The sequence below is a fragment of the Rheinheimera sp. WS51 genome, assembly GCF_050936095.1.
GTDB lineage: Bacteria > Pseudomonadota > Gammaproteobacteria > Enterobacterales > Alteromonadaceae > Alishewanella.
In genome coordinates this window covers 265,790-291,424 of sequence record NZ_JBOTRC010000001.1, presented here as the reverse complement: position 1 = coordinate 291,424, position 25,635 = coordinate 265,790, and the positions used below count along the sequence as shown (strand labels likewise).

Sequence of the window (25,635 nt, the reverse complement as noted above, 5' to 3'; positions counted from 1 at the left end):
CCGCTAGCCATTCCACCCAAACCAGCGCTACCATAGTGTAGCGCTACCCTCTTTCGCGCACATTTACTCCCCAAACTACTAAATATATCGAGGTGCTCTTATGAGTACAGTATGCCCCTGCGCGCTGTATTTAGGCAGACTATCGCCTACCAGTCGTAGCTCTATCGCATCACAGCTTAAAAGCATTGCTAAGCTGATGGGCTGGCCTGACGATTATGCCCCCTACTTTGCTAAAATTGATTACCAACAAGCACTAATGATCCGCGCTGTTTTAACGAGTGCGGGTTGGCAACCGCGCTCTATTAATCGCGCCATGATTGCAATACGCGGGATTGTTAAAGTGGCGGTGATGACAGGAGTGGCAGATCAGAAAGATGCAGCCCACATTGCAACCATTAATAATCTTAAGCACCCTGAGCATCAAGGTACACCTTTAACCGCTAAGCAAGTTAACCAGCTATTCGATATGTTAGCGAACGGCAACTCTGCCGTATCAAAACGTAATATCACGGTCTTCGCGCTGCTGCTAGGTACTGGCTTACGTCGCAGTGAGTTGGTATCCCTGATTTTAAGTGACTACGACAGGCGTAACCATACCCTGCTTGTACGCCATGGTAAGGGTAATAAAAGCCGTGTGTTATTTATGCCCAAATGGTGCCAAGAGCATATGGCCGAATGGCTACGTATACGTAAGCTAGAAGATGGGTATTTACTGTGTAAAACCTATACCAACGGCAAGATAGTCACCGATGTTGGGTTAACCGTTTCAGCTGTATATAGACTCACCAAAAGCAAACTGACCGCCATAGGTGTGCCAAATGTGTCGCCACACGACATGCGGCGTACGTTTATCACCCGCCTTTTGGAGCAAAATGTGGATATCAATACTGTGCGTCAGATGGCGGGACATGCGGATATCAGTACCACAACAGTGTATGACAAGCGCGACCATCAGTTTATGAAAAAAGCGGCCTTAACACTGTGTTATAAATCAACAGGGGTGGGTTATGAAGACGCACCTTAAATCCCCTATTCCTTGTCATTATCTCGCGGCCTTTTATGCTAAACGGGTATTGGCTTTAGTGGATACGGATATCAGCTATACCAATGTTAACCGTACTACATTACGAGGCATTACTGGCCGTCCCTTTAGTGATGATAAAGAACTCGCAAATAAGCAGGTGTTGGCGTTTTTAGACATTCACGATGATACCCCTGCTCTTAGTGAGCGCGTACGCCTAAACATGGTAACGCTGTGCCAGCTGTTTAGTGTTAACCCTGACTTTGCGCCAGCCTTGGGCTTTATTGCTCTGATGAATATCAACCAAGGGTTAAACCGGATGGTCGATTTATTAGGGGGTCATTTAGAAGAAAAGGCATTGGAGTGGTTGCTGTGTGATTTAGCCAGCATGAACAGTGATGAGGTGACGGATTGCTTAATGCAGTTACAACAAAGTGGCTTACTTATTATCGACCGCTGGCTTGATGAGCCACAGGACATCATCATCACCCCTAGCCTGTTAAACGTAATCACTACCGAGCGAGTACAAAGTAAAACCCAGCTTTTAAAGCATGTGTTATGCCCGTGCCTACCCACCAAGCTTAAAGCGGATGACTTTAGTTATGTGGATACTGAGTTGCTATTGGGCTACCTCAGTCAAGCCATGATGCAGCAGCATACTGGCGTAAATATTCTTCTGTACGGTGAGGCCGGAAGCGGTAAAACAGAATTAGCAAAAGTGCTAGCCCGTACCTTGGCACTTAAGCTATTTGAAGCCCGTAACATGCGAATTGATGAGGGTTATTTGTCCGGTGAGTTTGGCGCTAAAAGCGCTGATACGCAGCGTTTGCAGTATATCACTATGGTGCAAAGCTTAATGGCCGATAGCAATATGCTGCTATTAGTCGATGAGTGTGAAAGCCTGTTTTACAGTGCCGATATCCATTATTCCAAAGAGTCGGTGCATCGGTTACTGGAACAAAACGCGGTGCCTGCTATTTGGATCACCAACCATGTCCAGCAGCTTGAGCCCAGCTTCATTAGACGTTTTAAGCTGGTGATGGCCGTTAACTCACCCCAAGAGCAGATATTGCAAACCATCAGTAAAGCCGAGTTTAAAGGTTTAGCTGTTTCAACTGAGTTTCAAACACGGTTAAGTAAAATACCTAACCTAACACCCGCCTTGATAGCAAACGCAGGCCATGTCACCCACACCTTAGGGTTAAAGCGTAGTTTGGCTCAAGGAGTCATTGAGGATGTGGTGCAAAACACACTGACGGCCTGTGATTTATGGGATGACAGTATGCGTTATCAAAGTGAGCTACCGTTTGATATGGCCATGCTTAACATTCAGCAGCCTGCCTCGGTACTTAAACAAATAAGCCATGCTATCGCCATTAACGCACCAATACGGGTATTACTTAGTGGACCATCAGGTACGGGTAAAACGGCCTTGGCGCACTACATGGCCGAGCAGCATAACCGACAGATTAAGCGGGTACTTAGCTCGGATATTTTAAGTAAGTATGTCGGTGATTCAGAAAGGCAGATAGCCGCCTTATTCCAAAGCGCGCATAGAGATAACCATGTCATGTTGTTAGATGAGGTGGATAGCTTACTCACCAGCCGTGAGCGATTAAACGCCCAACATGAACGGCAAGTGGTTAACGAACTGCTGGCGCAACTTGAGTGTTTTACTCAACCCTTGTTTGCTGCGACTAATTTCGAAACAGCATTAGACAGCGCCGTATTGCGCCGCTTCGATTTTAAGCTGCAATGTAACTACTTGACTGCACCGCAAGTTATAACGCTATACAAGCGCACTGTAAGCGCAACAAACATCACTAAAGATGAGACTACTCAGCTCACGACATTAGACAGATTAACCCCAGGCGATTTTGCCCTGCTGTCACGTCGTTTGCGATTCAGTCCGGTTAAAGAACACCGCCCATTGGCACTTAATGTGCTGATGGATGAAAACAAAAGAAAGCAACCCACACCCACCATCGGCTTTGTACGCTAGTTCTCGCTAAGCGCATTGCCACCGTAATTATAAAGGACATACCCATGACAACATTATTGAGTTCACTCAAGGTTATCGCTCGGCCAAAAATTGAGCCCAAGCCACCCATTTTAGCCAAGCGCCTCAAGCTAATTGATAAGTTAGATGAGCAGCTAGCAATGGTGCAATGCCTATTACAAAACCAACCTTTCGAAGCATACAAAGATAAAACTATACGTGATCCGGATACGGGCGAGCGTAAAACAGTACGTAAACGCAAAGCAGTTCGGGCTTGGTACTTTGATGATAACGAACACTATTACTTTGAACTTAAGGTCGGCTTAAAAACATTAGAGCTAGATAAGGGTAAGGCCGCAATTGATGTGGGTAAAAAAGAAGACTTACCTAACGTGATTGAAACCTTGATTAAGGCCGTAGAAAAGGGTGAGCTAGATACACACATCTTACAACTCTCACCAGCCAAACCCGCAAAAGCAGCTAAGGCCAGTAAAGCCTAGACTCACCACCTGACTAATGGCTGGTAACACACTGGCCATTTTCATTTTAAACGTTATCGAGGTGACGATGCCTACCCTACGTGAAATTGATGTGAAGTACCGTTATACCAATATTGATTGTGCCATCACCGAGCAATCGATTACCGCACCTGAATCAATCGCCCGCTTATTTGATTATCTAAAGTACGAAACTAAGGAGGTGTTTATTGTTGTTAACCTCACCAAACAACATGACATAAATTGCTTTGAAGTTGTCGCAACAGGCAGTGCAGATTCAGTGAGTATGCGCCCTGCTGAAGTACTACGAACTGCGGTGATCCTAAATTTAAAAGTGGTCATCCTCATTCATAACCACCCATCAGGTAACGCTGACCCAAGCACGGCCGACATTCAGTTTACCCAGCGTATTAGTGAGGCCGCCAAGCTATTAGATATCACTGTGCTTGATCATGTGATCATTGGCCTAAACAGCTATACCAGTTTAAAGCAGACCCACCCGCACATTTTTAACTAATTCAACAACACATTCATTGGAGATTATATCGATGCGTATTCTTTACGAAGACTTACCCCTGCCTGTAACTAAAGGCTTTTGTGAGCAACTATCACAGTTACTCATCAATCGTGTAAACCAACAACCCCGTGAAGCCACCATTAACTTTAGCAGCCCTCACTACAGTGCAAAAGGGGGTGGTTATCATCCAGTAGAAATAAGGCTTGAACGCTCAGGCCATAGTTGGACCATTTGTTATATCACCGACTTTGGCTATGTCGGCCAAGGCCAAGATGTTGAGCTAGCTAAATCATTAGATTTTGATTTTCAGGCGGGTATGTTTCAAGACCTATCCGGTTATTACCCTATTGAGACCGCCGCCATGATTTACCCTATCTGGGAAGAAAACTTTTTAGAGTATTGGTTGGTAATGAATGTATTTGATATCGAGGTAACATAATGAGGGATCATAAACCTAGTCGGAGTAAATCAAACTTAGCCAACAGCCCAAAACGGGTTGCCCTTGGTCAATGGTTGCGCCAACAGCGTGAGGCCAAAGGATTAACCATGCGTGATTTAAGTGCCATAAGTGGCAAGCCGCATAGTTACTTTGGTAAAATGGAACAAGCGCAGCGTGGGTTAGATGTTCTGGAGTTTATTGAGTTGTGTAAGTGGATGGAAATTGTCGTCAGCTCAGCAATCACGCAATTACAAAAGCTTTAGCAACAACAACCATAAGTAAGGCTTACGGACGGAAAGCCTTACTGTTTTATAACTGTAAATCCAAATTAGGAGTAAAATAAAATTGGTTCGCCAAAGTGTTTAAAGACAATTTACTTTAAGACGAAGATTAACTTATTCTCGTATCATGTTTAACTCGCATGTGGTAGTAACTCAATCAACCGGTTAGTGCTATGCTTTACAATACCTATGAAAAATCATTGAGTAAAAAAGTCCAAAGGGTTGTATAATTGCATCTCTAATGAAAAGAATGCATGATTCAAAGCCTTGACTTATTAAACAGTGATGCCAATAGACTTTCTATACGAAAGCTTAATCTTTATCGAACATCCTATGTTTATGCACTAAAATCTCTAATCCGTCTCGATTGATTAGTTCTACGCCAGTAATTCTGGCCTCGTCAATCCCATCAGGGGTATAGTCCGTAGTAGTAATACAAATCATCTTACTAGCTTTTCTTGTCATCCCAAAACTATGAAGTCTTTGTATTGGTGTCGAGCCAATGTTGCTTTTGGTATACCTTTTACATTGTACTATCACCAAATTACCGACGGAATCGTTGCAACGCACATCCACACCACGGTCACCAGCACGACCAGACACTGCTACATTTTTGTATCCTTCCAACTCTAATAATTTTGCGATAAAACTTTCAAACTCATAAGGGTCAAGTTCTAAGAGGTTAGCGATATTAGCTGGAATTTGGGGAAGTGGACGTTTAGTAAAATATTTACCACCAGCAATAGGTTCAGCGTATAATTCTAACAATGAGGATATATTATCTTCTCCATCACCTAATATATCCTCAATAATCGCCCTTGTTCCGTTCTCAACAAACTCAGCGATTTTCAACAAAAACTGGTCGAATGTAAAAGTGTCAGAGCGAGCTAAGAGTTCTTCAATTACATAAGGTACATATAATGAAACACGTTCAATATAGGGAACGTTAAAAATTTCATCAGCATATGGTGTTGAAGCTTTAGGTAAGAAAAAACCGTCTCTGTTCGATTCGCAGACACGTTGGAATGTCCGGTCCACAAAATCCTTATTGCGAGGAAGATGCAACTCAACTAAACCCTTGGCTTTGAAAGATTCGAAGCTCTCCTCAAGCCACTCTCTTTTACTAAAGGATCTCATAAGCTTATCCTGCAAGGAAACAGCAGCTCTAAACCCTAATTCATCAATATCATAATCTTTAAAATAGTAACGCCTTTCGTCTTCAGAAAGTTTGATAAATGTTAAGATCAAATCGCTACTAAAAGCGTAGTGAGCGCTTTGTTGAATACGCATAGAAGGATCATTGTTAGATAAATCTATAGTAAGTAGTGGCTCAAACCCATTCTTACGAGCTATGAGCTTCAGTCGGTTAAAATTACTGATCCAAGCTTTAGCTGGCACAGGCCTGAAATAAAGTACAAGAAACCTACCGACTTCAAGAGTTCTGCGACTTTCAAAAAACAATTCGTTGATATCACTCCACCAAGATATATCATTGTTCTTCGATGGTCTTTCGGGTGAGTTACTTACTACTACTTCTTTTTCAAGACGTTCTAAATCTTTCTTGAGATCATAGCCAATCCAAGGATGAAAAAGTTGCGCTCTTTCAAAATATGCACTGCCATCTTGCCATGGTGGATCAGTAACGACCAAGTTTACTGAATTAGGCTCCAAGTTTTTCAGAAAGGTTCGAAAATCTAAATTACTACATTTGACATTCTGTGCACCGACAAGACCGTATGAGTAAATTGCTTTTTTTCTCTTTGCATATTGCTTGACAAGCATATTAAGAGGATTGTTTTCCCTCAACATATTTCTCGGACAATGTAAGTCCTGACTTTTGCTTCTGTAGTCTTTGTATTTCAATAATGGAACAATCGATAAAAATAGATCCTCATAGAACCTTTTAACCTGAACATCCACATTCCAATATTGAATTTCAGCCCAAATTTTACTTGCCACTATTTGGCTTCTTTTTGAGAAAAGCGCTTTATAATCTAGAAATTTTTTGCTCAAATTTATCCGAGAGTTTTCAATAAATCGAAAATCAAAGAATTCGAATGCCTCTTCATTAATTAAATCTAAAACCTGTTGATCGTAATCATCAAAGAATTTCTCAGTTCTACCACATTTCTGACACTTACATTTCCCTCGGTAGATAACATTTTCACCATTAGGGCCCAACCGTTCATGTCCAGTAATGTTTCTGTAGCTTAATGGCTCCCTGTCATAGAACAACGAATCCACTACTATCTCATGACCACACACACATTTGCTCCGATAATAGTAGTCCGTTATTGGAGCTACGATATCTACAAATGCTTTAAAATTCTCATCAATTTTCCATTCTTCTGGAGCCTGAAAGGCTGATACCATCATCCTAAACGTGAAAGGCTCATACTCATTAACATAGACCTGCCTCTCTAGTTGGCCTGCTGCATAACCAAAACTTCCAGAGCCAACAAACGGATCGCAAATAACTTCTCCTGGCTCACTTAAAGCACATATCACTGTTTTCGCGTGTTCAATTGCCTTTCTACCTTGGAACGGAAAGATTTGATCAGCGTGAGGAGGTTTGTATGCGACTATCGATAACTTAAGTACAAGTTCGTCAATCTGTTGCCTTATTGCTTTCTGTTTGTTTTTATCGAATAGCCAATACATTCATAGAATCCTTGCGATATCTTTTATTTGCCAATCATTCTGGTCAACAATGTCGTTTTTTAAGTAAATATCAATGAACGCTGCAAAACGCTCAAAATAAGAACCATCGTTAGGAATCACTCTTAACGCGTCCTCCATTCTAAGCTTCTTTTTTAACCTAAAGTCAGCTTCAGAAAAATGTTTCTGACAGACAATCACAAGATCACCATCCAAAGTTTTGCCTGGTGAAGCAACTGTCTTCATTGATCTTCGTTGCTTTGGGAGCCCAATGACTTCGGTCACTTCACATAAGGACTCTCCCAAAGCTTCTTTTATCGCTCGCCAATGGTTAATGTTTTTATCAACATAGAAGAAAACGAAGTTTCCTTTAGTTTTTAAAAGTTTCAAAACCTCCACAAAGGTTTGCTTCATTCTCACTTCATAAGCATCAGCATCAAGTATACGACCAACCGCATTCGTTTTTACTATCTCTTCAGCCCAATATTTTTTTGTAGATTCACCAGAAAGAATCGACCAGAACAGATCTGAATATTCAAGATAGGGTGCATGATCCGCATAGGGGGGATCTGTAAGAATAAGGTCAACTTTAGTATCAATAAACAACGCTGCTTTTGATGCAGAACCTTGTTTGACTATACCGTTTTGCGGCTTTGGAATATTCTTTTTAACCCAGTCGAACATTTCAAGAAATGCTTTTTCTCTTTTATTAATCGCAATTATTGGATTTCGTGACGTGAGTGAGCTTTTGGGTCTCCAATAAGGCCATTGGCTACTTGCCTTCTTATCACTCAATCGTAACATTGGTAGGAGCGACGATAGAAAGACTTTCAGAATTTTTTTTATTGAGTCCGATGAAATATTCTCATCAATGTATTTCGAAGCATAATTTATAAATGTTATATTTCTATCTGTAAAAAAGTGCTTAGCAGTAACCCCGCCATGCACAGCTATTCTTGTGTTCTCCACAAATTTAATCGATTCAAAATCGATTGGCTCTATTAGGTCGACAATACGAATAGTGTGCTTATAAGCTACCACGTCCTGATAAAAAATCTTACCCTTCAAATATCCATCTTTTACAGGCTTAATTTTATAAATGCTCGGATGCAGACTAAATTGACCATTTTCATATTGGCCTTCCACGTCAAACGTTTCGCGTTCAACAAACATGCCAGAGTCTAACTCGAAAAGACTAAGAGCTTTTGCCCGAAAGTCGTCACAAGTTCGTTTGAACTCACGCTTAATTTCTTCTGTATCTTCACAACTTAAAAGAATTGCATCTACAATCGAGCAAGCAAGTGGATTGAGATCTGAACCTATCGCCCTTCTATCAAGCTTAAGAGCTGCTAGCAGTGTAGTTCCTGACCCCATGAAAGGATCATAAATCACATCATTTTTTTTAGAGAGAAGTTCGATTATTTTCTCTACAACATTTATTGGCTTTCTGGCCCAATAAGGATGGATTAATCCTGCCGCATAATCGTGATTTGGTGTTATTTTTCTTAATTCTGATAAGAGCTTCATGTGACTTTGTACTTTAGTAGATATTCTATCACTTCTTTGTGCCGTGATTGCCCTTGACCTGAGTGTTTTAAATGAAATTCGTCAATAATTAGATCGATTCCGTATTTAATCGCTAAATCTTTGAAAAATTCAATGCTTACTATTGAGGAGCAAGCATAACTTATCGCCAATTTTGCTCGTTTTGATATACATAAGCATAGTAAATTTTCAAAGGCAGCTTTAGCAGTGCTCCGCTTTCCGAAAGGAGAAACAATACGATTCTCTCTGTATCGGCCAACCGTTGTTTTTCCCAGTAATTTATTAAAGGTTAGCTCAGGGTAATCATACAAAACATAAGTATCAAGTACATGATAATATCGAGAATAGTGTTCTTTAAAGTAAGGTGGGTCTGCGTAAACTATTGTCGAACTGTCAATATCAGCTGCCTCAAAGACGTCCTCGTAACTCAAGTTAAAGACATTAGCATCCCTTTCAAACGCATGCTCTTTCAGGGAATTGAGTCGTTTTACAACCAATTCAATAATACTTTTAGCCCTTTTGTTAATAAGGGCTTTAGCAGTAACGCTCGTTCTAGGCTTAAGGTACTGTGCAAGATGTGTTGTACTGGAAACTAAGTCGGTCATTACTGATACAACACATGCATCAACTAAACCTCTCAACGCTACATTATGTTGAAACGAAAACTGCTTCAAAAAATCTATCTCAGCACATTGTTTTACGCCGAAATACGTATTCCGATAGTAGGCTAAGAATAATGTCCAAGGACTACTAAATTTCGCCTGTCGTGTCTCGGCCTCTGAACCGCCGATCAAACAGGTATTCTCACAAAATAATTTGTAACTTTGCCACTCAAAATCTTCCGAATGTACAGATAAGAAGAATTTTTGCTCTTCCAAATACTCTGCAAAGTAAACCTGTCTCTCTCCACCAAAGAGATCATTCAAATCTGCCTGAGCCAGATCTGATATCAACTGATCTATGCCGAGGGGTGAACTTCTGAGCAAAGACCGAAGAAGTGTTGCAGAATATGGCTGAATGTCATTAGCATCTACAAAATATCCGTTTTTGGCTGCAGTGTAGGCAACTACTCCAGATCCAGAGAATAAGTCAACAAATCGAGAACAGCCACCGAATTCGCCTTGAACAGACTCCAATATTGCATCAACAATTCGAGCCTTACCTCCCAAATACTGCATAGTTAGCGGCAAGTCAGCTTTTTTAAATGAAGGTTTTCTGTTTGTTGGTAAGTCTATGACAACTTGTTTAGCTACATCATTCATCTTTAAGTAGTTATCTTCTTTAAATACAAGCAGGCGAATACCGGTAAAGGTAGGAAAAAATATTCACATGCTTAAGGTGAAATACTATCATATCAGTTTGTACGAGGTAAGTAGATTTAATCAACCTATAGTAGGCTGATTTATCCAGCTAGATAGCGATAAACCTCATAAGGCGATTTTTAAAATGTTGCCGATGGTGAGACTCGAGCTAACCCCTTAACTCTATGTATTGTGGCATAAGATTCATCCGGTAGATATATCATTGCCCTACGTTGACGGTCATAAAAAAATCAGTTTATTTACCAGCGCTCTATTCAAGGAAACTCATGACTTGGCTTAATCATTAAAGGTAGTGCAGACACATAAATATAGATGAGAAATCTTGAAGCGTTATTTAATGATTTTGGTAGCGAATCAATGAATTTTTAAGGCTCATAAATTTACTGTTTAAAAAATAAGTTAGGATAAATAATTGATTTTAGATAAACTTTTCGACGTTATGGTGCCTAGGGCCGGACTCGAACCGGCACGTTGTTGCCAACGGTGGATTTTGAATCCACTGCGTCTACCAATTTCGCCACCCAGGCATTGAGAGGTCTTTTAAAAACTTAGCAAAACTTTGCAAACATTTTGCTCTTTTAATAACTGTTGAATCGTAGACTATTCAACATGTTATGTCTACTACTTCGCTAAGCGCATTGCATTTTGAATCCACTGCGTCTACCAATTTCGCCACCCAGGCATTGAGGGATTTTTGCAGTAAACGCTGGCATTATACGATGCATCTGGCGCAGCGCAAGATAATTTCTTGGCTTATTTTTTTATTTGCATAAAATTACAGCAGCTTCGAAATGGCTGGGCTTAGTGTTACACTTGCCGCGCTTTTTAATATGGATTTTGCTATGTCTAACTCTGAAACACTTTCACAGCCTAGTTCTGAATTTGCTACTGCGCCACGAGCCGGCTTATGGCGCCGTTTAGCGGCTTTATTTTATGATTGGTTAATTTTAATTGCCTTATGGATGCTAGCCATGGCTTTAGGGCTTGGCGTAGTGGCATTACTAAATAGCGCGGGGCTAATTTCTTTTGCTGGCTATGCTGATCCTGCCGCTTATGTTGCTGCTCATAAAATTTGGTTTCAACTCTATTCTTTAGCTTTATTTATTGGCTTTTATTTGTATTTTTGGTGCAAAGGTGGCCAAACCTTGGGGATGCGCAGTTGGCGCATTTTGTTAGTACAGCAAAATGGCAAACCGGTAAGCCTAAAACAAGCGGCGATACGTGCTAGTACCGCTTTATTCGGTTTAGGTAATTTATGGCTATTAATCCGCTGGGGCAAAGGCTTAGCCTTGCAAGATCAACTTAGCAAGACGCAGATGATTGTATTAACCAAGCAACAAAGTAGCGCCTTAAACCTCTATACAAATGCCAGATGAGGGAACTACGCATTTTTAATGTTGAGTGTTTAGTTATGAATGTTAAGTTGTTAGCTTCACTAAAGACTCAACACTAAGCATTTAGCACTTACCATTAAGCACTCAGAACTCACTCAGCCGGTAGGCTGAAGCTGAAGCTGCTGCCTTTGCCAGGTTCGCTGCTTATCCTTAAGTGGCTATTGTGGCGCGATAAGACGTGTTTAACAATAGCCAGCCCTAAGCCTGTACCGCCGGTATTTCTAGCTCTGGCTTGATCAACCCGATAAAACCGTTCGGTTAACCGTTTTACATGTTGCGGTGCTATGCCCTCACCGTTATCGGTTACGGTAAAAACAGCATTTGCACCTTGGCGTTGCCAACTTACGGCTATATCACCCTTCGCTGGGGTGTATTTAATGGCATTAATCACTAGATTAGTAAAAACACTGCGTAGCTCTTCACTAACACCTGCCACCTTTAAGCTGCTATCAATAGCAAAGTTTATTTGGTGTTGCTTAGCTTTATTCACACTTTGCGTTTCTAATTTTAGTTGCGTTAGCATTGCTGGCACATCAACTTGGCTTTCAAAAGTGACTTTTGCTGAGGCTTCTATCCGCGACAGTGTAAGTAACTGCTGCACTAAGCCATCCATGCGTTTAGTTTGCTCTAGCATAACAGTATGGGCTTTATGCCACACTTTAGGATCAGGCAAATTATCGTCATCCATTAACTCTAAATAACCTTGTAAAACAGTCAGCGGTGTTCGCAGCTCGTGCGACACATTGGCCACAAAGTCTTTGCGTACCTGTTCAAGTTGTTTTAATTGGCTTATATCACGCACAGTTAATAAATATTGCTCTGCACCGTAAGGCACTATATTAAATTCCAGCATCAGCTGATTATTTACTGGCGAAACCAGCTCTAGTGACGGGCTAATGTCTGTTGAAGCTAGTTGATGTTGTTGTTGCAAAAAAGCCAAAAAATTGGGGTGACGAATAAGATTATCTAAGCGTTGGCCTTCGTCGTCTGGCCAGTGTAGTCCTATTAATTTTTGCGCCAACTGATTACACCAAATAATACTCCAGTCGGTTGTTAGCACAACCACCGCTTGAGGTAAGGCTTCAGCACCATCTCGAAAGCGTCTAACTACATTTCGTAACGCGCGTTGTTTACGTCTATCTTTACGTTGATGATAATAAATACCTTCAAATAAGTGGCTCCAAATGCCTTCACTTAATGGTGGTGATAATTTACGGTCACGCCACAGCCATTGATCTAACAAAAATAGGTGATGGTAATGCCACAACAGTAAGGCCACACTGAGTATTAACAAAGCGGCCAAAACACTATTGGAAAGATAACCAACGATGCCAATACAGCAAAATAACAAAATAACTTTGCTGTAAACTTTCTTTTTAGACAGCAACTGGCGCATTGGCGTCTTTAACCTTATTTAACTGAAAAACGGTAGCCCGAGCCCCGTACGGTTTGAATAAGTGTATCATGGCCAGATGCAGAAATGGCTTTTCGTAAACGACGAATATGCACATCTACGGTGCGATCTTCCACATAAACATTGGTACCCCATACTTGATCAAGTAGCTGCTCTCGGCTGTATACTCGCTCGGTGTGAGTCATAAAGAAATGGAGTAACCTAAACTCAGTTGGTCCCATTTCTAGCGCGGTATCGTTAGCCGTTACTCGGTGTGACACCGGATCTAAGGTTAGGCCTTGCACATTTATAATATCGTCTAAGCTGGTTGGCGACACCCGGCGAATAACTGCTTTAATCCTTGCCATTAACTCTTTTGGTGAAAAAGGCTTAGTGACATAATCATCGGCCCCTACTTCTAACCCACGCACTTTGTCTTCTTCTTCACCGCGCGCTGTGATCATAATAATGGGAATATTACGGGTAATTTCATGCTGCTTCATTTTTTTAGCTATTTGTATACCGCTGCCACCGGGTAACATCCAGTCTAATAAAATAAGCTCAGGATAAGGCTCTACTAGTGCTTGCAGCGCTGCGTCATAATCGGCAGCGGTATTAGCTTGATAACCATTTTGCTCTAGCACAAAACTTAACATATCACGGATTGGCGCTTCATCTTCCACGATCAAAATGCGTCTCGACATTCGATTCCTCAGCCACTTATATTACTTAATTGGTATAACTTAGTATTACTCTGCTTTATGACAATACTATTACAAGTATAAGACAAAGCTAAAACAGACTAGAACAGAGTACGCTATTGCTAGCGGTATTAGTGCTAAACTCTAGTTTCTTTTTGTATCTACTATTTGCTGTAATTCAGCATCAGAAAAATGCGCTACATTATGGCCTTTACACATAAAAATAACATGCTGGCAGACATTTCGGCTGTGATCACCAATACGCTCTAAAGCCCGCGCCACTATAAATAACTGCATATTAACGCCAACTTGGCTACTGTCATCACTCATTGTCTTTATGCTTTGACTAACTATGCGATCATAGTCTTGATCTATCGCTTTATCTTCACGTAATACAGCTAAAGCTGCTGTTGCATCCATACGCTCAAAACTGGCACTAGCACGTTGTAACATCTGTAATACTCTGTGCCCCATCATATCAATATCATTAAGTTGCGCTTGATTAGGGCGCGTATTTTCTTTTTGCTCTAATAAGGTTTTAGCTAAACGTTTAGCCCGATCACCAATGCGTTCAATATCATTAATACTTTTTAAAATGGCTAAAACTAGGCGTAAATCACTCGCTGCCGGCTGGCGACGCGCCAATATATCAACGCATAGCTCGTCAATATCTACTTCAAAATTATTGACTTTATGATCACTAGTGACCACTTGCTCTGCAAGATCATAATCAGCATTAACAAAGGCCGCTAAGGCATCACTAAGCTGTTGCTGAGTTAATTCGGTCATTTGTAACAAACGGTCCACTACCCGCTGTAACTCAGCATCGAATGCTTGTGAATAATGACCACCAATTTTTGTATAGGGCATAACGTTGATCTCCTATCTGCACTGCAACTATAACGGATAAACACGAGTTTATATTGCGACAGCTAAACCATTAACCGTAGCGACCAGTGATATAGTCTTCTGTGCGCTTTTGTTTAGGGTTAGTAAATAATTCATTGGTTTTGCCGATTTCAACAACTTGGCCTAAATGAAAAAATGCTGTGCGATCTGATACCCTAGCGGCTTGTTGCATATTGTGGGTGACTATCACAATAGTAAAATTTTGCTTTAGCTCATCAATTAGCTCTTCCACTATCGAAGTCGCGATAGGATCAAGCGCCGAGCAAGGTTCGTCCATTAAAATCACTTCTGGGCTAACGGCAATACTGCGAGCAATACACAAGCGTTGTTGTTGGCCGCCAGATAAGCCAGTACCGGGTTGATCTAAACGATCTTTCACTTCATCCCATAAACCTGCGCGACGCAGACTTGATTCAACAATATCGTCTAAGTCGGCTTTACGCTCGGCCAAGCCATGCAACTTAGGGCCATAAGCAATATTTTCGTAAATAGACTTAGGAAAAGGATTGGGCTTTTGAAACACCATGCCCACTTGAGCTCTTAATTGCACCACATCAATGTTGGCGGCATTAATATCACGCTGCTCTAGCATAATTTGCCCTTCAACACGGCAATGTTCAATAGTGTCATTCATTCGGTTCATACAGCGTAAGAAGCTCGACTTACCGCAACCTGAAGGGCCAATAAACGAAATAACCTCGTTAGCATAAATATCCATATCAATGCCATGCAGCACTTGGTTTTGGCCATAAAACACTTTAACGTCTTTAGTGGCTATTTTTACGTTAGCGGGCTTATCTTCGTTTTTAAGTGCATTTTTAATCATTAGGCTATCCATTTTTACAATTAACTGCGTTTTGGCAAAACATTACCAATTGCGTTGGAATTTTTTTCGTAAGTAAATCGCAATGCCGTTTAAACTTAGCATCATCACTAACAACACTATAATGGCAGCAGAGGTTCGGGCTTCAAAAAAGTTACGTAGCTCATTACCCTGCCATAAGAAAATTTGTACTGGCAAGGCTGTCGACTGCTCAAAAGGTGAGGCTGGCACCGAAGCGACAAACGACTTCATACCAATTAATAACAAGGGCGCAGTTTCACCTAAGGCTTGGGCAACACCTAAAATAGCGCCAGTTAAAATGCCAGGAATAGCCAGAGGCAGCACATGATGAAACACCGACTGCATTTTTGAGGCACCTAGCCCAAGCGCAGCTTGCCTAATAGAAGCCGGAATGGCTTTTAAGGTAGAGCGCGTAGCAATGATGACCGTGGGCAAGGTCATTAATGACAACACAATACCGCCGACAATCGGCGCCGACATAGGCAGGTTAAACCAACCTATTAATACCGATGCGCCAAGCAAGCCAAATACAATAGAAGGCACGGCGGCTAAGTTATTAATATTCACTTCAACTAAGTCGGTAAAGCGGTTTTGCGGTGCAAACTCTTCTAAATAAATCGCCGCGGCCACGCCCATGGGGACTGCCAGTAATATCACCACTAACAGCATATAAAATGAGCCCATAAAGGCACCGGCTAAACCGGCTGAAGCCAAAGAGCTGCGAGAGTCTGGGTTCATAAATAAGGCAAAACTAAAACGATTTTCAATAATGCCCTGCTCTGCTAGCTGCTCGGCCCAACGCTGTAATACTGGGCTTAGCTGTTGCTGCTCGTCGGGTAAGCTGCGGTCAATATTGCCCTTTAACCAGACATCAATATTGGCATCGGTTAACAAAGTAAGCTGCTTGGTTTGGCCTATTATAGAGGGATCGGCCATAACTAAGTCTCGCAGGGCATACCGCTCACCTGACGTCACAATGCGACTGAGTTCTCGTCTGTGTTTATTCGCATCAGGCAATACTTGTTTTAAGCTATTAGTAATTAACCGATTAAAGTTAATAAAACCCAGCTCTGTTTGCCATTCTAGATAACGCTGAGCAAAGGCTTGCTCTGTTTCCTCTTTTTGCCGCTCTGGCATTTTGCTAATACTAACAATAGCAGGATCAAAGTAGATATCTAAGGTAATACTAGATTGCCAAAAAGCCGGTAAGCCTTTAGCAAAAATATTAATAAATAAAATCGCCACTAAGGCTAGGCTAATAAGCACCGCTGATAAACCTAAGCGGCGAAATAGCTTTTCTTTAAAATGCCGTTTGGCTAACGAAGCTTGTACTTTTTGCTGCACAAGCTGCTGCGCTTTTAATTGCTTTAGGTGCTGCTGTTTAGCAGCATTGCTGCTTGCGGCTGTAGTATTGGCTGAAGGCATAGTCATCACTTACTCGTATTGTTCACGGTACTTACGCACAATAATTAAGGCGAAGATATTTAGTAGTAGCGTAATCACGAATAGGGTTAAACCTAAGGCGAAAGCAACTAACGATTGCGGGCTAGAAAAGTCATTATCTCCGGTTAACTGGTTAACAATAGTCACAGTCACGGTGGAGACGGCTTGAAAAGGATCTGCCGTTAACGCTGGGCTATTACCCGCCGCTAGTACCACTATCATTGTTTCGCCAATGGCACGACTGGCAGCTAACAACACAGCACCAACAATGCCTGGCAAGGCCGCGGGCAGAACAACCTTAATAATAGTTTCAGATTTAGTTGCGCCTAAGCCTAAAGAGGCATCGCGCAACGATTTTGGTATTTGCACAATAATGTCGTCAGTAAGTGATGAAATAAACGGAATAATCATAATTCCCATCACTACACCAGCAGTCAGGGCTGAGGTTGCACGAATATCTAGGCCTATCAGGTTACCGAGTTGGTTTAAAAATGGCCCTACGGTTACTAAAGCAAAAAAGCCATAAACAATAGTGGGGATCCCCGCTAGCACTTCGATTAATGGTTTAGCTGTATTGCGTAACTTTAAGGGCGCATATTCAGCTAAATACACCGCGACCAATAAGCCCAATGGAATAGCCACTAACATGGCAATAATAGCGATTAAAAAAGTGCCCGATAATAACGGCAAAATACCAAAGCTGCCTTGATCAGCCGAGCCCACAGTAGAGAAGCGCGGGTTCCAAGTAGTGCCAAAGAAGAAGTCGACCGGATTAATAAAGCTAAAGAATTTAAGGGTTTCACCCACCATAGATAACACTATGCCTATGGTAGTTAATACCGCTACGGCCGAGCACAAAATAAGTAACACTTTAACTACAGACTCAACTTGCTGCCTCGCCTGTAATTTAGGTGTTATTTTATATAAGCTAAGCAATAAGCCCATAGCGGCAATAATCGCAATAAGGGCAGTTAGCACCAAGGCGCTATTGGTGCGCAATTGCTGTAAATGGCTAGCCGCCTTTAGTTCCCATTCTAGGGCATTACCAGCAATAGCAAAGTTGCTGGCTAAATTGCTAATGCGCTGCGACACCACCTTTAGCTGATCAGCCGGTAAGCTGGCAATTTCAGCAGGCAACTGCGCCAGCATTAGCCCGTTTATGGCCATTGGCGCAAGCCACAACCACAACAACAGCAATATAAAAGCCGGCAGCACAGCCCACAGCCCTACCATGACACCATAGTGATGATGGCGAGAGTGCATTTTTATTGTTTGCTGGCCAGTTGCCACTCTTTTACTGCGCGTGATGCCCAGCTGGTAGCCTATCGCCATTAAAATTAACAACAGCGTAAGTAGTGTAAGGTTACTCATTAATACTCTGTACCTTAGCAGGCTAAACTCAATGCGTACTGATCATTTAGATTGCCAGTAGTTAAAAGTCTGCACCTGATTAGTTGTCTGTAGCGGCAGTATATAACGCAATTATTTCAGTTTTATGACAGCGTTTTTTAGCCTGACTCAAGCTGTTAAAACAAAACAGGCCCAGCATGAAGCTGAGCCTGTTTGTTAACTGTTGACTAAGTAGACTTACTTTAAATTATAAGGCTACTTTTTGTTTAATATTACGGCTAATTGTTCTGCGCTCTTCATCAGATAGTGGTATTAAACCCGCTTGCTCTAATTGGCTATCAAAGCCAGAGACAGCATCACTAACAAAGTACTGAGCAAATTGTTCTAAACCTGGAATAACCCCTATATGCTCACCTTTAATATAAAAATATAAAGGCCGTGATACTGGATACTCACCGCTTAGAATGCTATCTAAATTAGGCTCAACGCCAGATACTGTTGCCACTTTAATCCGGTCACGGTTGGCTTCATAGAAACTTAAACCAAAGACACCTAGTGCATCTTTTTGCGCAGTTAATCTGGCTAAGGTTTCAGTGTAATCGCCAGCAATTTCTACTACCTTGCCATCCGTGCGCATAGCGGTACAAAAACTTTTTTGTTCTGATTTTGCTAAGGATTTTACTGCAGGTAAGGTTTTACAACCTGGTAATACAACTTTTTCTTCATACACTTCACGGGTACCATGATTAGAACCCGGTATGGCTAATAAAATATCTTGATCGGGTAAGGCTTTATCTATTTGTGACCAACGGCTATAAGGGTTGGCTACCATTTTACCGTTTACAGGCACTTTTGCTGCTTGGGCTAAAAATACATGCTGGGGCTGTAATGCAAAAACTGCCGCATCGTTGCGAGAAGCGAAAACAATGCCATCATAGCCAATTTTCACTTCAATAATTTGTTTTACGCCATTGCTATGACAAGCGCTAATTTCGCTTGACCGAATTTTTCGTGAAGAGTTTGCAATATCAATGGTATTAGCCCCGACTCCTTGGCAAAACTGGCGTAAACCACCTGATGAACCACCTGAGCCCACTACCGGAGTACGAAACTGAGCAAAACTTTGGCCAAATTCTTCAGCCACTATTGATGAGAAAGGCAGTACGGTTGATGAACCAGCAATTTGAATGGTATCTCGGCTTGCTGCCTGTGCAGTATTAATGCTAACTACAGCAAGTGAAGCGGCTAAAGCTATTTTAGAAAATGTTTGCAATGTCATATCAAGTTTCCAACTGTTAATGAAGTAACAGTTGCAGTATGCTGGCTGTTTATGACAATGATATGACAATGGCATTTTAATTAAAAAAATAGCCATATCCCTTAGTAGGCATACAGCTATTTAATCACGATGTTATAACTATTTTTACTATATAAGATAGTTACAACCAGCTTATATATCAGTACGTTAAGACCAGTTTAAGATAACTTTTCCTGACTGACCTGAACACATAATATCAAAGCCTTCTTGGAATTTCTCTACCGGCATTTCATGAGTGATCATTGGCGTTAAGTCGAGTCCTGATTGAATTAAACTGGCCATTTTGTACCAAGTTTCAAACATTTCACGGCCATAAATGCCTTTTATCACTAAGCCTTTGAAAATAACTTTATTCCAATCTACTGCCATATCACTAGGTGGAATACCTAGCATAGCAATTTTACCACCATGATTAATGGTTTCTAGCATGCTATTAAAGGCCGCAGGAACGCCCGACATTTCTAAACCAACGTCAAAGCCCTCGGTCATGCCTAGCTCTTTCATTACTTGTTTTAAGTCTTGCTTACTCACGTCTACCGCACGGGTTGCTCCCATTTTTAAGGCCAGCTCTAAACGGTAGGGGTTAACATCAGTAATCACAACATGACGAGCGCCTACATGGCGAGCTACCGCTGCGGCCATAATGCCAATGGGGCCAGCACCTGTAATTAACACATCTTCACCGACTAGATCAAAAGATAACGCGGTATGCACAGCATTACCAAAGGGATCAAAAATAGCCGCAATATTATCTGGAATATTATCGGCAATTTTAAAGGCGTTATAAGCTGGGATCACTAAATACTCAGCAAAGGCACCAGCGCGGTTAACACCTACACCAAAGGTATTACGACATAAGTGTACTCGGCCAGCACGGCAATTTCGGCAATGGCCGCAAGTAATATGGCCTTCACCAGAAACACGGTCGCCTACTTTAAAGCCTTTCACCTCAGAGCCCATGCCCTCAACAATGCCCACATACTCATGGCCAACAACCATGCCATTTGGAATAGTTGCTTTAGCCCAATCATCCCATTTATAAATATGGACATCGGTGCCACAAATCGCGGTTTTCTTAATCCGGATCAAAACATCATTCGGGCCCACTTCTGGCTTGTCGACGTCAGTTTGCCAAATACCCGGCTCGGCTTTTAATTTTGCTAATGCTTTCATTTTTCGATCTCGCTTAACGCTTGCTGTAATCTAGTTTAGTACGGTTTTATAGTTATGCGATCACGCCCATATCTTTACCAATGCGAATAAAGGCGGCAATGGCTTTATCTAATTGCTCTGTAGTATGAGCAGCTGAAATTTGGGTACGGATCCGAGCTTGGCCTTTAGGTACAACAGGGAAAGAAAAACCAACCACATAAATACCTTCAGCTAACATACGCTTAGCCATTTCTGCGGCGACTTTAGCATCACCTAACATTACTGGAATAATGGCATGATCTTTACCTGCTAAGGTAAAACCTGCTGCCGTCATTTTTTCTCTAAAATAATTGGCGTTTTGCCATAATTTAGCTCTTAACTCCGCGCCATTTTGCAGCTTATCTAACACACTGATAGACGCTGCAACAATTGAAGGTGCTAAAGAGTTAGAAAACAAATAAGGACGTGAACGCTGACGTAACCACTCAACAACTTCTTTCTTACCTGAAGTGTAACCACCTGATGCACCACCTAAGGCTTTACCTAAAGTGCCTGTTATAATGTCTACTCTTTCAATAACATCACAATACTCATGCGTGCCGCGGCCATTTTCACCTACAAAACCAACAGCATGACTATCATCTACCATCACCATGGCATCGTATTTGTCAGCTAAATCACAGATAGTTTTTAAATCGGCAATAACACCATCCATTGAGAACACGCCATCTGTGGCAATTAATTTAAAGCGCGCGCCATCAGCGTCAGCTTGCTTTAATTGTGCTTCTAAAGCCGCCATATCATTATTGGCATAACGGTAACGCTTAGCTTTACATAAACGCACACCATCAATAATAGATGCGTGGTTTAACGCATCAGAAATAATGGCATCTTCTGCGCCTAATAAAGTTTCAAATAAACCGGTATTAGCATCAAAACAAGAAGAATATAAAATTGTGTCTTCTGTGCCTAAAAAAGCACTTATTTTTTGTTCTAAGGTTTTATGAATATCTTGAGTACCACAAATAAAGCGCACGGAAGCCACACCAAAACCATGACTATCTAAGCCTTTTTGAGCAGCGGCAATTAAATCAGGATGGTTAGCTAAACCTAAGTAGTTATTGGCACAAAAGTTTAAAACTTGCTCACCGCCTACAGTAACATCGGCTTGCTGCTGAGACGTAATAACGCGCTCCGCTTTATATAAACCTTCTGCTTTTACTTCATCGATTTGTTGTTGGATATGTTGCAGATAACGGTTGCTGCGCATAACGCCTCCTAATGTAAAATAACGGGGGAAGAATCAAATGACTCATTGTAAAGCTTCTGAATAACAACTGCAGCGCTTTTTAACGCACCGCAGTATGTTAATGACTCAAATTATAAATTTACTACTATAAGCTAGCTTATATTTCACCAGCCAATATTTGATAATGCTGCTGTAATTGTTGAATTTGCAACAAGGCTGATGGCGTAGCATAAGGTTTAAATAACGTAATGACCTTTAACACACCTTGATAAACACTTGACTGGTCTATCGGTTTATCAGGGGCTTGAGTTTTTAAATAACTAATCCAAAACGTCACCAGTAATTTAATACTATGGGCTAAATTAACGATATCTGCATCTTCTATGGCAATAATATCTGACTTTTTAAGTGCTGATAGTACTAGTGTCACTCTAGCTAGTACACCTTGCTGCACCCGCAGATAATCTTGTTGCAGCGCAGGGTCGCGCGCCAAAATATCGGGTAAATTGGCGTAGAAAAAATGAAAACGCCACATGAGTTCAAATACCACATCGAGATACGAAGCCAGGGCATCTAATGCCGGCTGATCTGCTTGTGGTGGCTGAATACGCTGCTCTAATAATTTGGCATATTCTTTAAAAATTTGCCGAATAATGTCTTCTTTATTTCTAAAATGGTAATACAAGTTACCCGGGCTAATACCTAAATGCGCTGCAATATGATTAGTTGTCACTTGCCGCTCACCCACTTGATTAAAAAGCTCAATGCTAGCTTGCAAAATTTTATCTTTTGTTCTCAACTTTTTTTCCATCAGATAAACAGACTTACTTATTATATTGTTATTTTGCTATAGTAACGCTAAATAGACTATAAACTCTAGTAGCAGAATGAAGCTGGTGCTAAAGCGCTAAGGAAAATTAAACCGCATGAATGTTAAAGCTATTTATCCAGGCACCTTTGATCCCCTAACGAATGGCCATGCCGATATAGTGCAACGAGCCGCCCGTATGTTTGATCAAGTGATTGTCGGTGTTGCATCAAACCCAAGCAAACAGCCCCTTTTCAGCTTAGAAGAACGTGTTGCCTTAGCAGAGCAAGAGTTTGCCAATATTAGCAATGTTTCTGTTATTGGCTTTTCCGGTTTATTAGCCCAATTTGCTCATGAACAAAACGCCCAAGTCTTATTACGCGGTGTCAGAGCTGTAGCGGACTTTGAGTATGAATTTCAATTAGCCAGTATGAATCGTCAGTTAAACCCAGCTTTAGATAGTTTATTTATGACGCCATCAGAGAAAAATACCTTTATCTCTTCTACATTAGTAAAAGAAGTTTGCCGTCACGCTGGTGATGTTTCTAGCTTTGTACCTGCTCACGTCGAGGTAGCATTAAAAGCCCGTTTACTGTCAGCATAAATCCGGCTTAGTTAACTTGCGTAAATACCGCTACAACGCAGTATTTACGCCTTTTGATAAACCAAGTTACCGTTAACCCAATTCGCTAACACATGATTTTGCTCATCTAACAACACCAAGTCAGCCTGATAACCAACCTCAATCCGCCCTAGCTGTTTACTGTTAATAAACTGAGCGGGGTATAACGACGCCATTCGAAGCGCTTCTTCTAACGCTAAGCCTAATTCAGCTACCGCGTAATTAACGGCTTCTTGCATATTTAATACCGAGCCAGCTAATTGACCTGCTGCATTAGTCAGCTTATTACCATTACGGCATACTAGATCATCCAATAAACGAAACTCAGTTTCATCAGTCCCTACCGGTGCCATAGCATCGGTAACAATAATAATTTTACCTTGAGGTTTAGCGGCTAATGCCACTTTGGCTGCAATGGGATCGACATGATGGCCATCTAAAATTAAGCCACACCAACTAATAGGATCAGCCAGCGCTGCTCCTACCATACCCGGCGCCCGTGAATTTAACGCTGACATCGCATTATATAAATGGGTAAAGCCGCTAGCGCCTGCTGCCAATGCAGCTAGAGTAGTATCTGCATCAGCATTAGAGTGGCCTAAACAGACAATGACACCAGCAGCAACTAACTCGGCTATTTGCTCTGAACTTACCGCTTCTGGGGCGACAGTAAGCATTTTAATGCCTAAATCAGTGCGCCGATAAATGGCCATTTCGGCTTCAGAAATAGGCCTTATATATTGTTCAGCATGAACGCCTTTTTTGGGGCTAGAAATATGCGGGCCTTCAAAGTGAATACCTAAGACGCCAGCTTGTTGATTAGCTATTGCTTGGGCAATTACATCGGCCGCTTGTTGCATAATATCTAAGCGATCAGTGATCAAGGTTGCTAAGAAGGCACTAGTACCAAACTGAGCATGAGCTAGCAGCATGGTGTGTAATGTTGCTAAGGTTGGAGCTGCATTAAATAAGACTCCGCCACCGCCATTAACTTGAATATCAATAAAGCCTGGTACTAAAGTTCCAGCCGTAACTGTTGCTTTAGCAGGAGTAATGGCTTGAATTTTACCTGCGACAATTGTCACAGTGATATTTTCTAACCAATGCTCGCCATCAAACAATCGGCTAACATTTATTTGCTGCGTCATACTTGCTCCTATCAATATTGTTATGCTTCAGTTATAGCATTAAGGGCAATTTTTATGTAAAGCTTTGATTGCTCTTTCGACCAATTATCGTCTTACGATTAATTGTTGAGTCAACTTTTGAAAATATTTGTACGATATATAAAAGCTAATAACAATAAGTAGTGATATAGGTAGTTGCGATATAAAAACAATAAAAAAAACCAGCTAAAATATATTAGCTGGTTTTTAGTTTATTGTGGCAACTTCTACTTATAACGATTAACTGATTTTGGCAACCTTCTGTGCTAATTTTGCGGTGTGCTGTAACGATAACAAATGAGCATAAATCACTTTTAAATAGCCGTTTTTATGTAGTTCAACAACTACAGCATCGTCTAATTCAGCTAGTTTTTGCTCATCAACTAAATAGATACCATTAATTCGGCGATCCTCTCCCTGCACTTTGAGGGTAAGAACTTGCTGTTTAAATAAATCTAAACTTTGTAATTTAGCAATCATTGTAGTTGTAATTTTACTAAGTTCTAAATATTCAGCCATATGCTCTTTACGTTTAGCTAAATATTCACTTTCAGTACCATCTTCATTAAATAAGGCTTCACCTTCTTCAGTACCTACTAATGGTGAATTTTCATCTAGAGCAACTAATAGCCGCTCACTTTCTTCGCTTTCTTTTACTAATGCAAATGGATGGCTACGTGCAGCTACAGGTACATACATACCTTGCCACTTAGCGTCTTGAACAAATAAGTTTTGTCTATCAGCAAATCCGAGCATCACAACAGCGTGATAAACATTTTTTTCTTCATTTTTAATAAACACAATCGGATATTCAGCACCAGCAACAATAAACTCATGGGCGGTAACTGGCAATAAATGCTCTTCGGCTACATGACCATAATCGTTATCTTGATTTATTCTAAAGGCAGCATGCGCATCTTTGTTTAACGGCGTAATTTTTGGAGTTGAAGTCATAAATCGCTCTTTTACTATCATAATATTGGGCTGCTAATGTCTATCAGGCAGCA

Annotated in this window: 23 protein-coding genes and 1 tRNA gene; 8 read left to right on the top strand and 16 right to left on the bottom strand. The window is 41.2% G+C overall.

The window, feature by feature from the left end:
- Positions 1 to 100: 100 nt before the first annotated feature.
- Genes ACRCA4_RS01400 through ACRCA4_RS01375 form a run of 6 tightly spaced genes read left to right on the top strand, consistent with a single transcriptional unit; the run spans position 101 to position 4,736 of the window.
- Entirely contained in the window at positions 101 to 1,024 is a 924-nt protein-coding gene (locus ACRCA4_RS01400; RefSeq protein WP_433183096.1) for a tyrosine-type recombinase/integrase, read from the top strand.
- A complete protein-coding gene (locus ACRCA4_RS01395; protein ID WP_433183093.1) occupies positions 1,008 to 3,023 on the top strand; it encodes an AAA family ATPase in 2,016 nt (671 codons plus the stop codon). The genes ACRCA4_RS01400 and ACRCA4_RS01395 overlap by 17 nt, the downstream gene beginning before the upstream one ends.
- Positions 3,024 to 3,067: 44 nt before the next feature.
- Positions 3,068 to 3,520: a DUF6641 family protein gene (locus tag ACRCA4_RS01390; protein WP_433183091.1), complete on the top strand. Its 453-nt coding sequence runs from the start codon at positions 3,068 to 3,070 to the stop codon at positions 3,518 to 3,520.
- Between the two features lie 16 nt (positions 3,521 to 3,536).
- Positions 3,537 to 4,034, top strand: coding sequence for a JAB domain-containing protein (locus ACRCA4_RS01385; protein WP_433183088.1), 498 nt, complete (start codon positions 3,537 to 3,539; stop codon positions 4,032 to 4,034).
- A gap of 31 nt (positions 4,035 to 4,065) precedes the next feature.
- Positions 4,066 to 4,473: a DUF2787 family protein gene (locus ACRCA4_RS01380; protein WP_433183086.1), complete on the top strand. Its 408-nt coding sequence runs from the start codon at positions 4,066 to 4,068 to the stop codon at positions 4,471 to 4,473.
- The gene (locus ACRCA4_RS01375; RefSeq protein WP_433183083.1) at positions 4,473 to 4,736 is read left to right on the top strand and encodes a helix-turn-helix domain-containing protein; all 264 of its coding nucleotides are present in this window, start codon (positions 4,473 to 4,475) and stop codon (positions 4,734 to 4,736) included. The genes ACRCA4_RS01380 and ACRCA4_RS01375 overlap by 1 nt, the downstream gene beginning before the upstream one ends.
- A 330-nt stretch (positions 4,737 to 5,066) precedes the next feature.
- On the opposite strand, the gene ACRCA4_RS01370 is transcribed toward ACRCA4_RS01375, so the two are convergent.
- The 4 genes from ACRCA4_RS01370 to ACRCA4_RS01355 all read right to left on the bottom strand — a co-directional run bounded on the left by ACRCA4_RS01370 (position 5,067) and on the right by ACRCA4_RS01355 (position 10,806).
- Positions 5,067 to 7,415 (bottom strand): restriction endonuclease, encoded by a 2,349-nt coding sequence (locus ACRCA4_RS01370; protein ID WP_433183081.1) that lies wholly within the window; start codon positions 7,413 to 7,415, stop codon positions 5,067 to 5,069.
- Positions 7,416 to 8,939, bottom strand: a complete 1,524-nt coding sequence (locus ACRCA4_RS01365; RefSeq protein WP_433183078.1) for a DNA methyltransferase — start codon at positions 8,937 to 8,939, stop codon at positions 7,416 to 7,418.
- Positions 8,936 to 10,219 (bottom strand): DNA adenine methylase, encoded by a 1,284-nt coding sequence (locus ACRCA4_RS01360; RefSeq protein ID WP_433183076.1) that lies wholly within the window; start codon positions 10,217 to 10,219, stop codon positions 8,936 to 8,938. The genes ACRCA4_RS01365 and ACRCA4_RS01360 overlap by 4 nt, the downstream gene beginning before the upstream one ends.
- 500 nt (positions 10,220 to 10,719) lie before the next feature.
- A tRNA-Leu gene (locus ACRCA4_RS01355) sits at positions 10,720 to 10,806 on the bottom strand.
- A 315-nt stretch (positions 10,807 to 11,121) separates the two neighbouring features.
- Between ACRCA4_RS01355 and ACRCA4_RS01350 the strand changes: the two genes are divergently transcribed.
- Positions 11,122 to 11,655 carry an RDD family protein gene (locus ACRCA4_RS01350; RefSeq protein WP_433183073.1) on the top strand — a complete coding sequence of 178 codons (534 nt, stop codon included), beginning with the start codon at positions 11,122 to 11,124 and terminating at the stop codon, positions 11,653 to 11,655.
- 109 nt (positions 11,656 to 11,764) lie between these two features.
- Here the strand turns inward: ACRCA4_RS01350 and phoR are convergent, their stop codons facing one another.
- The 10 genes from phoR to ACRCA4_RS01300 all read right to left on the bottom strand — a co-directional run bounded on the left by phoR (position 11,765) and on the right by ACRCA4_RS01300 (position 22,831).
- The gene (gene phoR, locus ACRCA4_RS01345) at positions 11,765 to 13,069 is read right to left on the bottom strand and encodes a phosphate regulon sensor histidine kinase PhoR (RefSeq protein WP_433183070.1); all 1,305 of its coding nucleotides are present in this window, start codon (positions 13,067 to 13,069) and stop codon (positions 11,765 to 11,767) included.
- A 14-nt stretch (positions 13,070 to 13,083) separates the two neighbouring features.
- Positions 13,084 to 13,770 (bottom strand): phosphate regulon transcriptional regulator PhoB, encoded by a 687-nt coding sequence (gene phoB / locus ACRCA4_RS01340; RefSeq protein WP_433183067.1) that lies wholly within the window; start codon positions 13,768 to 13,770, stop codon positions 13,084 to 13,086.
- Positions 13,771 to 13,911: 141 nt separating this feature from the next.
- Positions 13,912 to 14,637 (bottom strand): phosphate signaling complex protein PhoU, encoded by a 726-nt coding sequence (gene phoU, locus ACRCA4_RS01335; RefSeq protein ID WP_433183064.1) that lies wholly within the window; start codon positions 14,635 to 14,637, stop codon positions 13,912 to 13,914.
- A gap of 70 nt (positions 14,638 to 14,707) precedes the next feature.
- Positions 14,708 to 15,502 (bottom strand): phosphate ABC transporter ATP-binding protein PstB, encoded by a 795-nt coding sequence (gene pstB / locus ACRCA4_RS01330; protein ID WP_433183061.1) that lies wholly within the window; start codon positions 15,500 to 15,502, stop codon positions 14,708 to 14,710.
- 42 nt (positions 15,503 to 15,544) lie between these two features.
- Positions 15,545 to 16,951 carry a phosphate ABC transporter permease PstA gene (pstA, locus tag ACRCA4_RS01325; RefSeq protein ID WP_433183058.1) on the bottom strand — a complete coding sequence of 469 codons (1,407 nt, stop codon included), beginning with the start codon at positions 16,949 to 16,951 and terminating at the stop codon, positions 15,545 to 15,547.
- Positions 16,952 to 16,954: 3 nt separating this feature from the next.
- Complete coding sequence (gene pstC, locus ACRCA4_RS01320) at positions 16,955 to 18,334, bottom strand: phosphate ABC transporter permease subunit PstC (protein WP_433183055.1); 1,380 nt, start codon at positions 18,332 to 18,334, stop codon at positions 16,955 to 16,957.
- 226 nt (positions 18,335 to 18,560) lie between these two features.
- On the bottom strand, positions 18,561 to 19,592 hold the full coding sequence (locus ACRCA4_RS01315) for a substrate-binding domain-containing protein (protein WP_433183053.1): 1,032 nt from the start codon (positions 19,590 to 19,592) through the stop codon (positions 18,561 to 18,563).
- A 186-nt stretch (positions 19,593 to 19,778) separates the two neighbouring features.
- Positions 19,779 to 20,804, bottom strand: coding sequence for an L-threonine 3-dehydrogenase (gene tdh, locus ACRCA4_RS01310; RefSeq protein ID WP_433183050.1), 1,026 nt, complete (start codon positions 20,802 to 20,804; stop codon positions 19,779 to 19,781).
- A 52-nt stretch (positions 20,805 to 20,856) separates the two neighbouring features.
- The gene (locus ACRCA4_RS01305) at positions 20,857 to 22,053 is read right to left on the bottom strand and encodes a glycine C-acetyltransferase (RefSeq protein ID WP_433183048.1); all 1,197 of its coding nucleotides are present in this window, start codon (positions 22,051 to 22,053) and stop codon (positions 20,857 to 20,859) included.
- Positions 22,054 to 22,189: 136 nt separating this feature from the next.
- On the bottom strand, positions 22,190 to 22,831 hold the full coding sequence (locus tag ACRCA4_RS01300) for a TetR/AcrR family transcriptional regulator (protein ID WP_433183045.1): 642 nt from the start codon (positions 22,829 to 22,831) through the stop codon (positions 22,190 to 22,192).
- A gap of 127 nt (positions 22,832 to 22,958) precedes the next feature.
- Between ACRCA4_RS01300 and coaD the strand changes: the two genes are divergently transcribed.
- On the top strand, positions 22,959 to 23,444 hold the full coding sequence (gene coaD, locus ACRCA4_RS01295; protein ID WP_433183043.1) for a pantetheine-phosphate adenylyltransferase: 486 nt from the start codon (positions 22,959 to 22,961) through the stop codon (positions 23,442 to 23,444).
- 44 nt (positions 23,445 to 23,488) lie between these two features.
- Here the strand turns inward: coaD and nagA are convergent, their stop codons facing one another.
- Together nagA and ACRCA4_RS01285 are read right to left on the bottom strand one after the other, a co-directional pair.
- Positions 23,489 to 24,610, bottom strand: coding sequence for an N-acetylglucosamine-6-phosphate deacetylase (nagA, locus tag ACRCA4_RS01290; RefSeq protein WP_433183040.1), 1,122 nt, complete (start codon positions 24,608 to 24,610; stop codon positions 23,489 to 23,491).
- 258 nt (positions 24,611 to 24,868) lie between these two features.
- Complete coding sequence (locus tag ACRCA4_RS01285; RefSeq protein WP_433183037.1) at positions 24,869 to 25,582, bottom strand: SapC family protein; 714 nt, start codon at positions 25,580 to 25,582, stop codon at positions 24,869 to 24,871.
- Between the last annotated feature and the right edge of the window lie 53 nt (positions 25,583 to 25,635).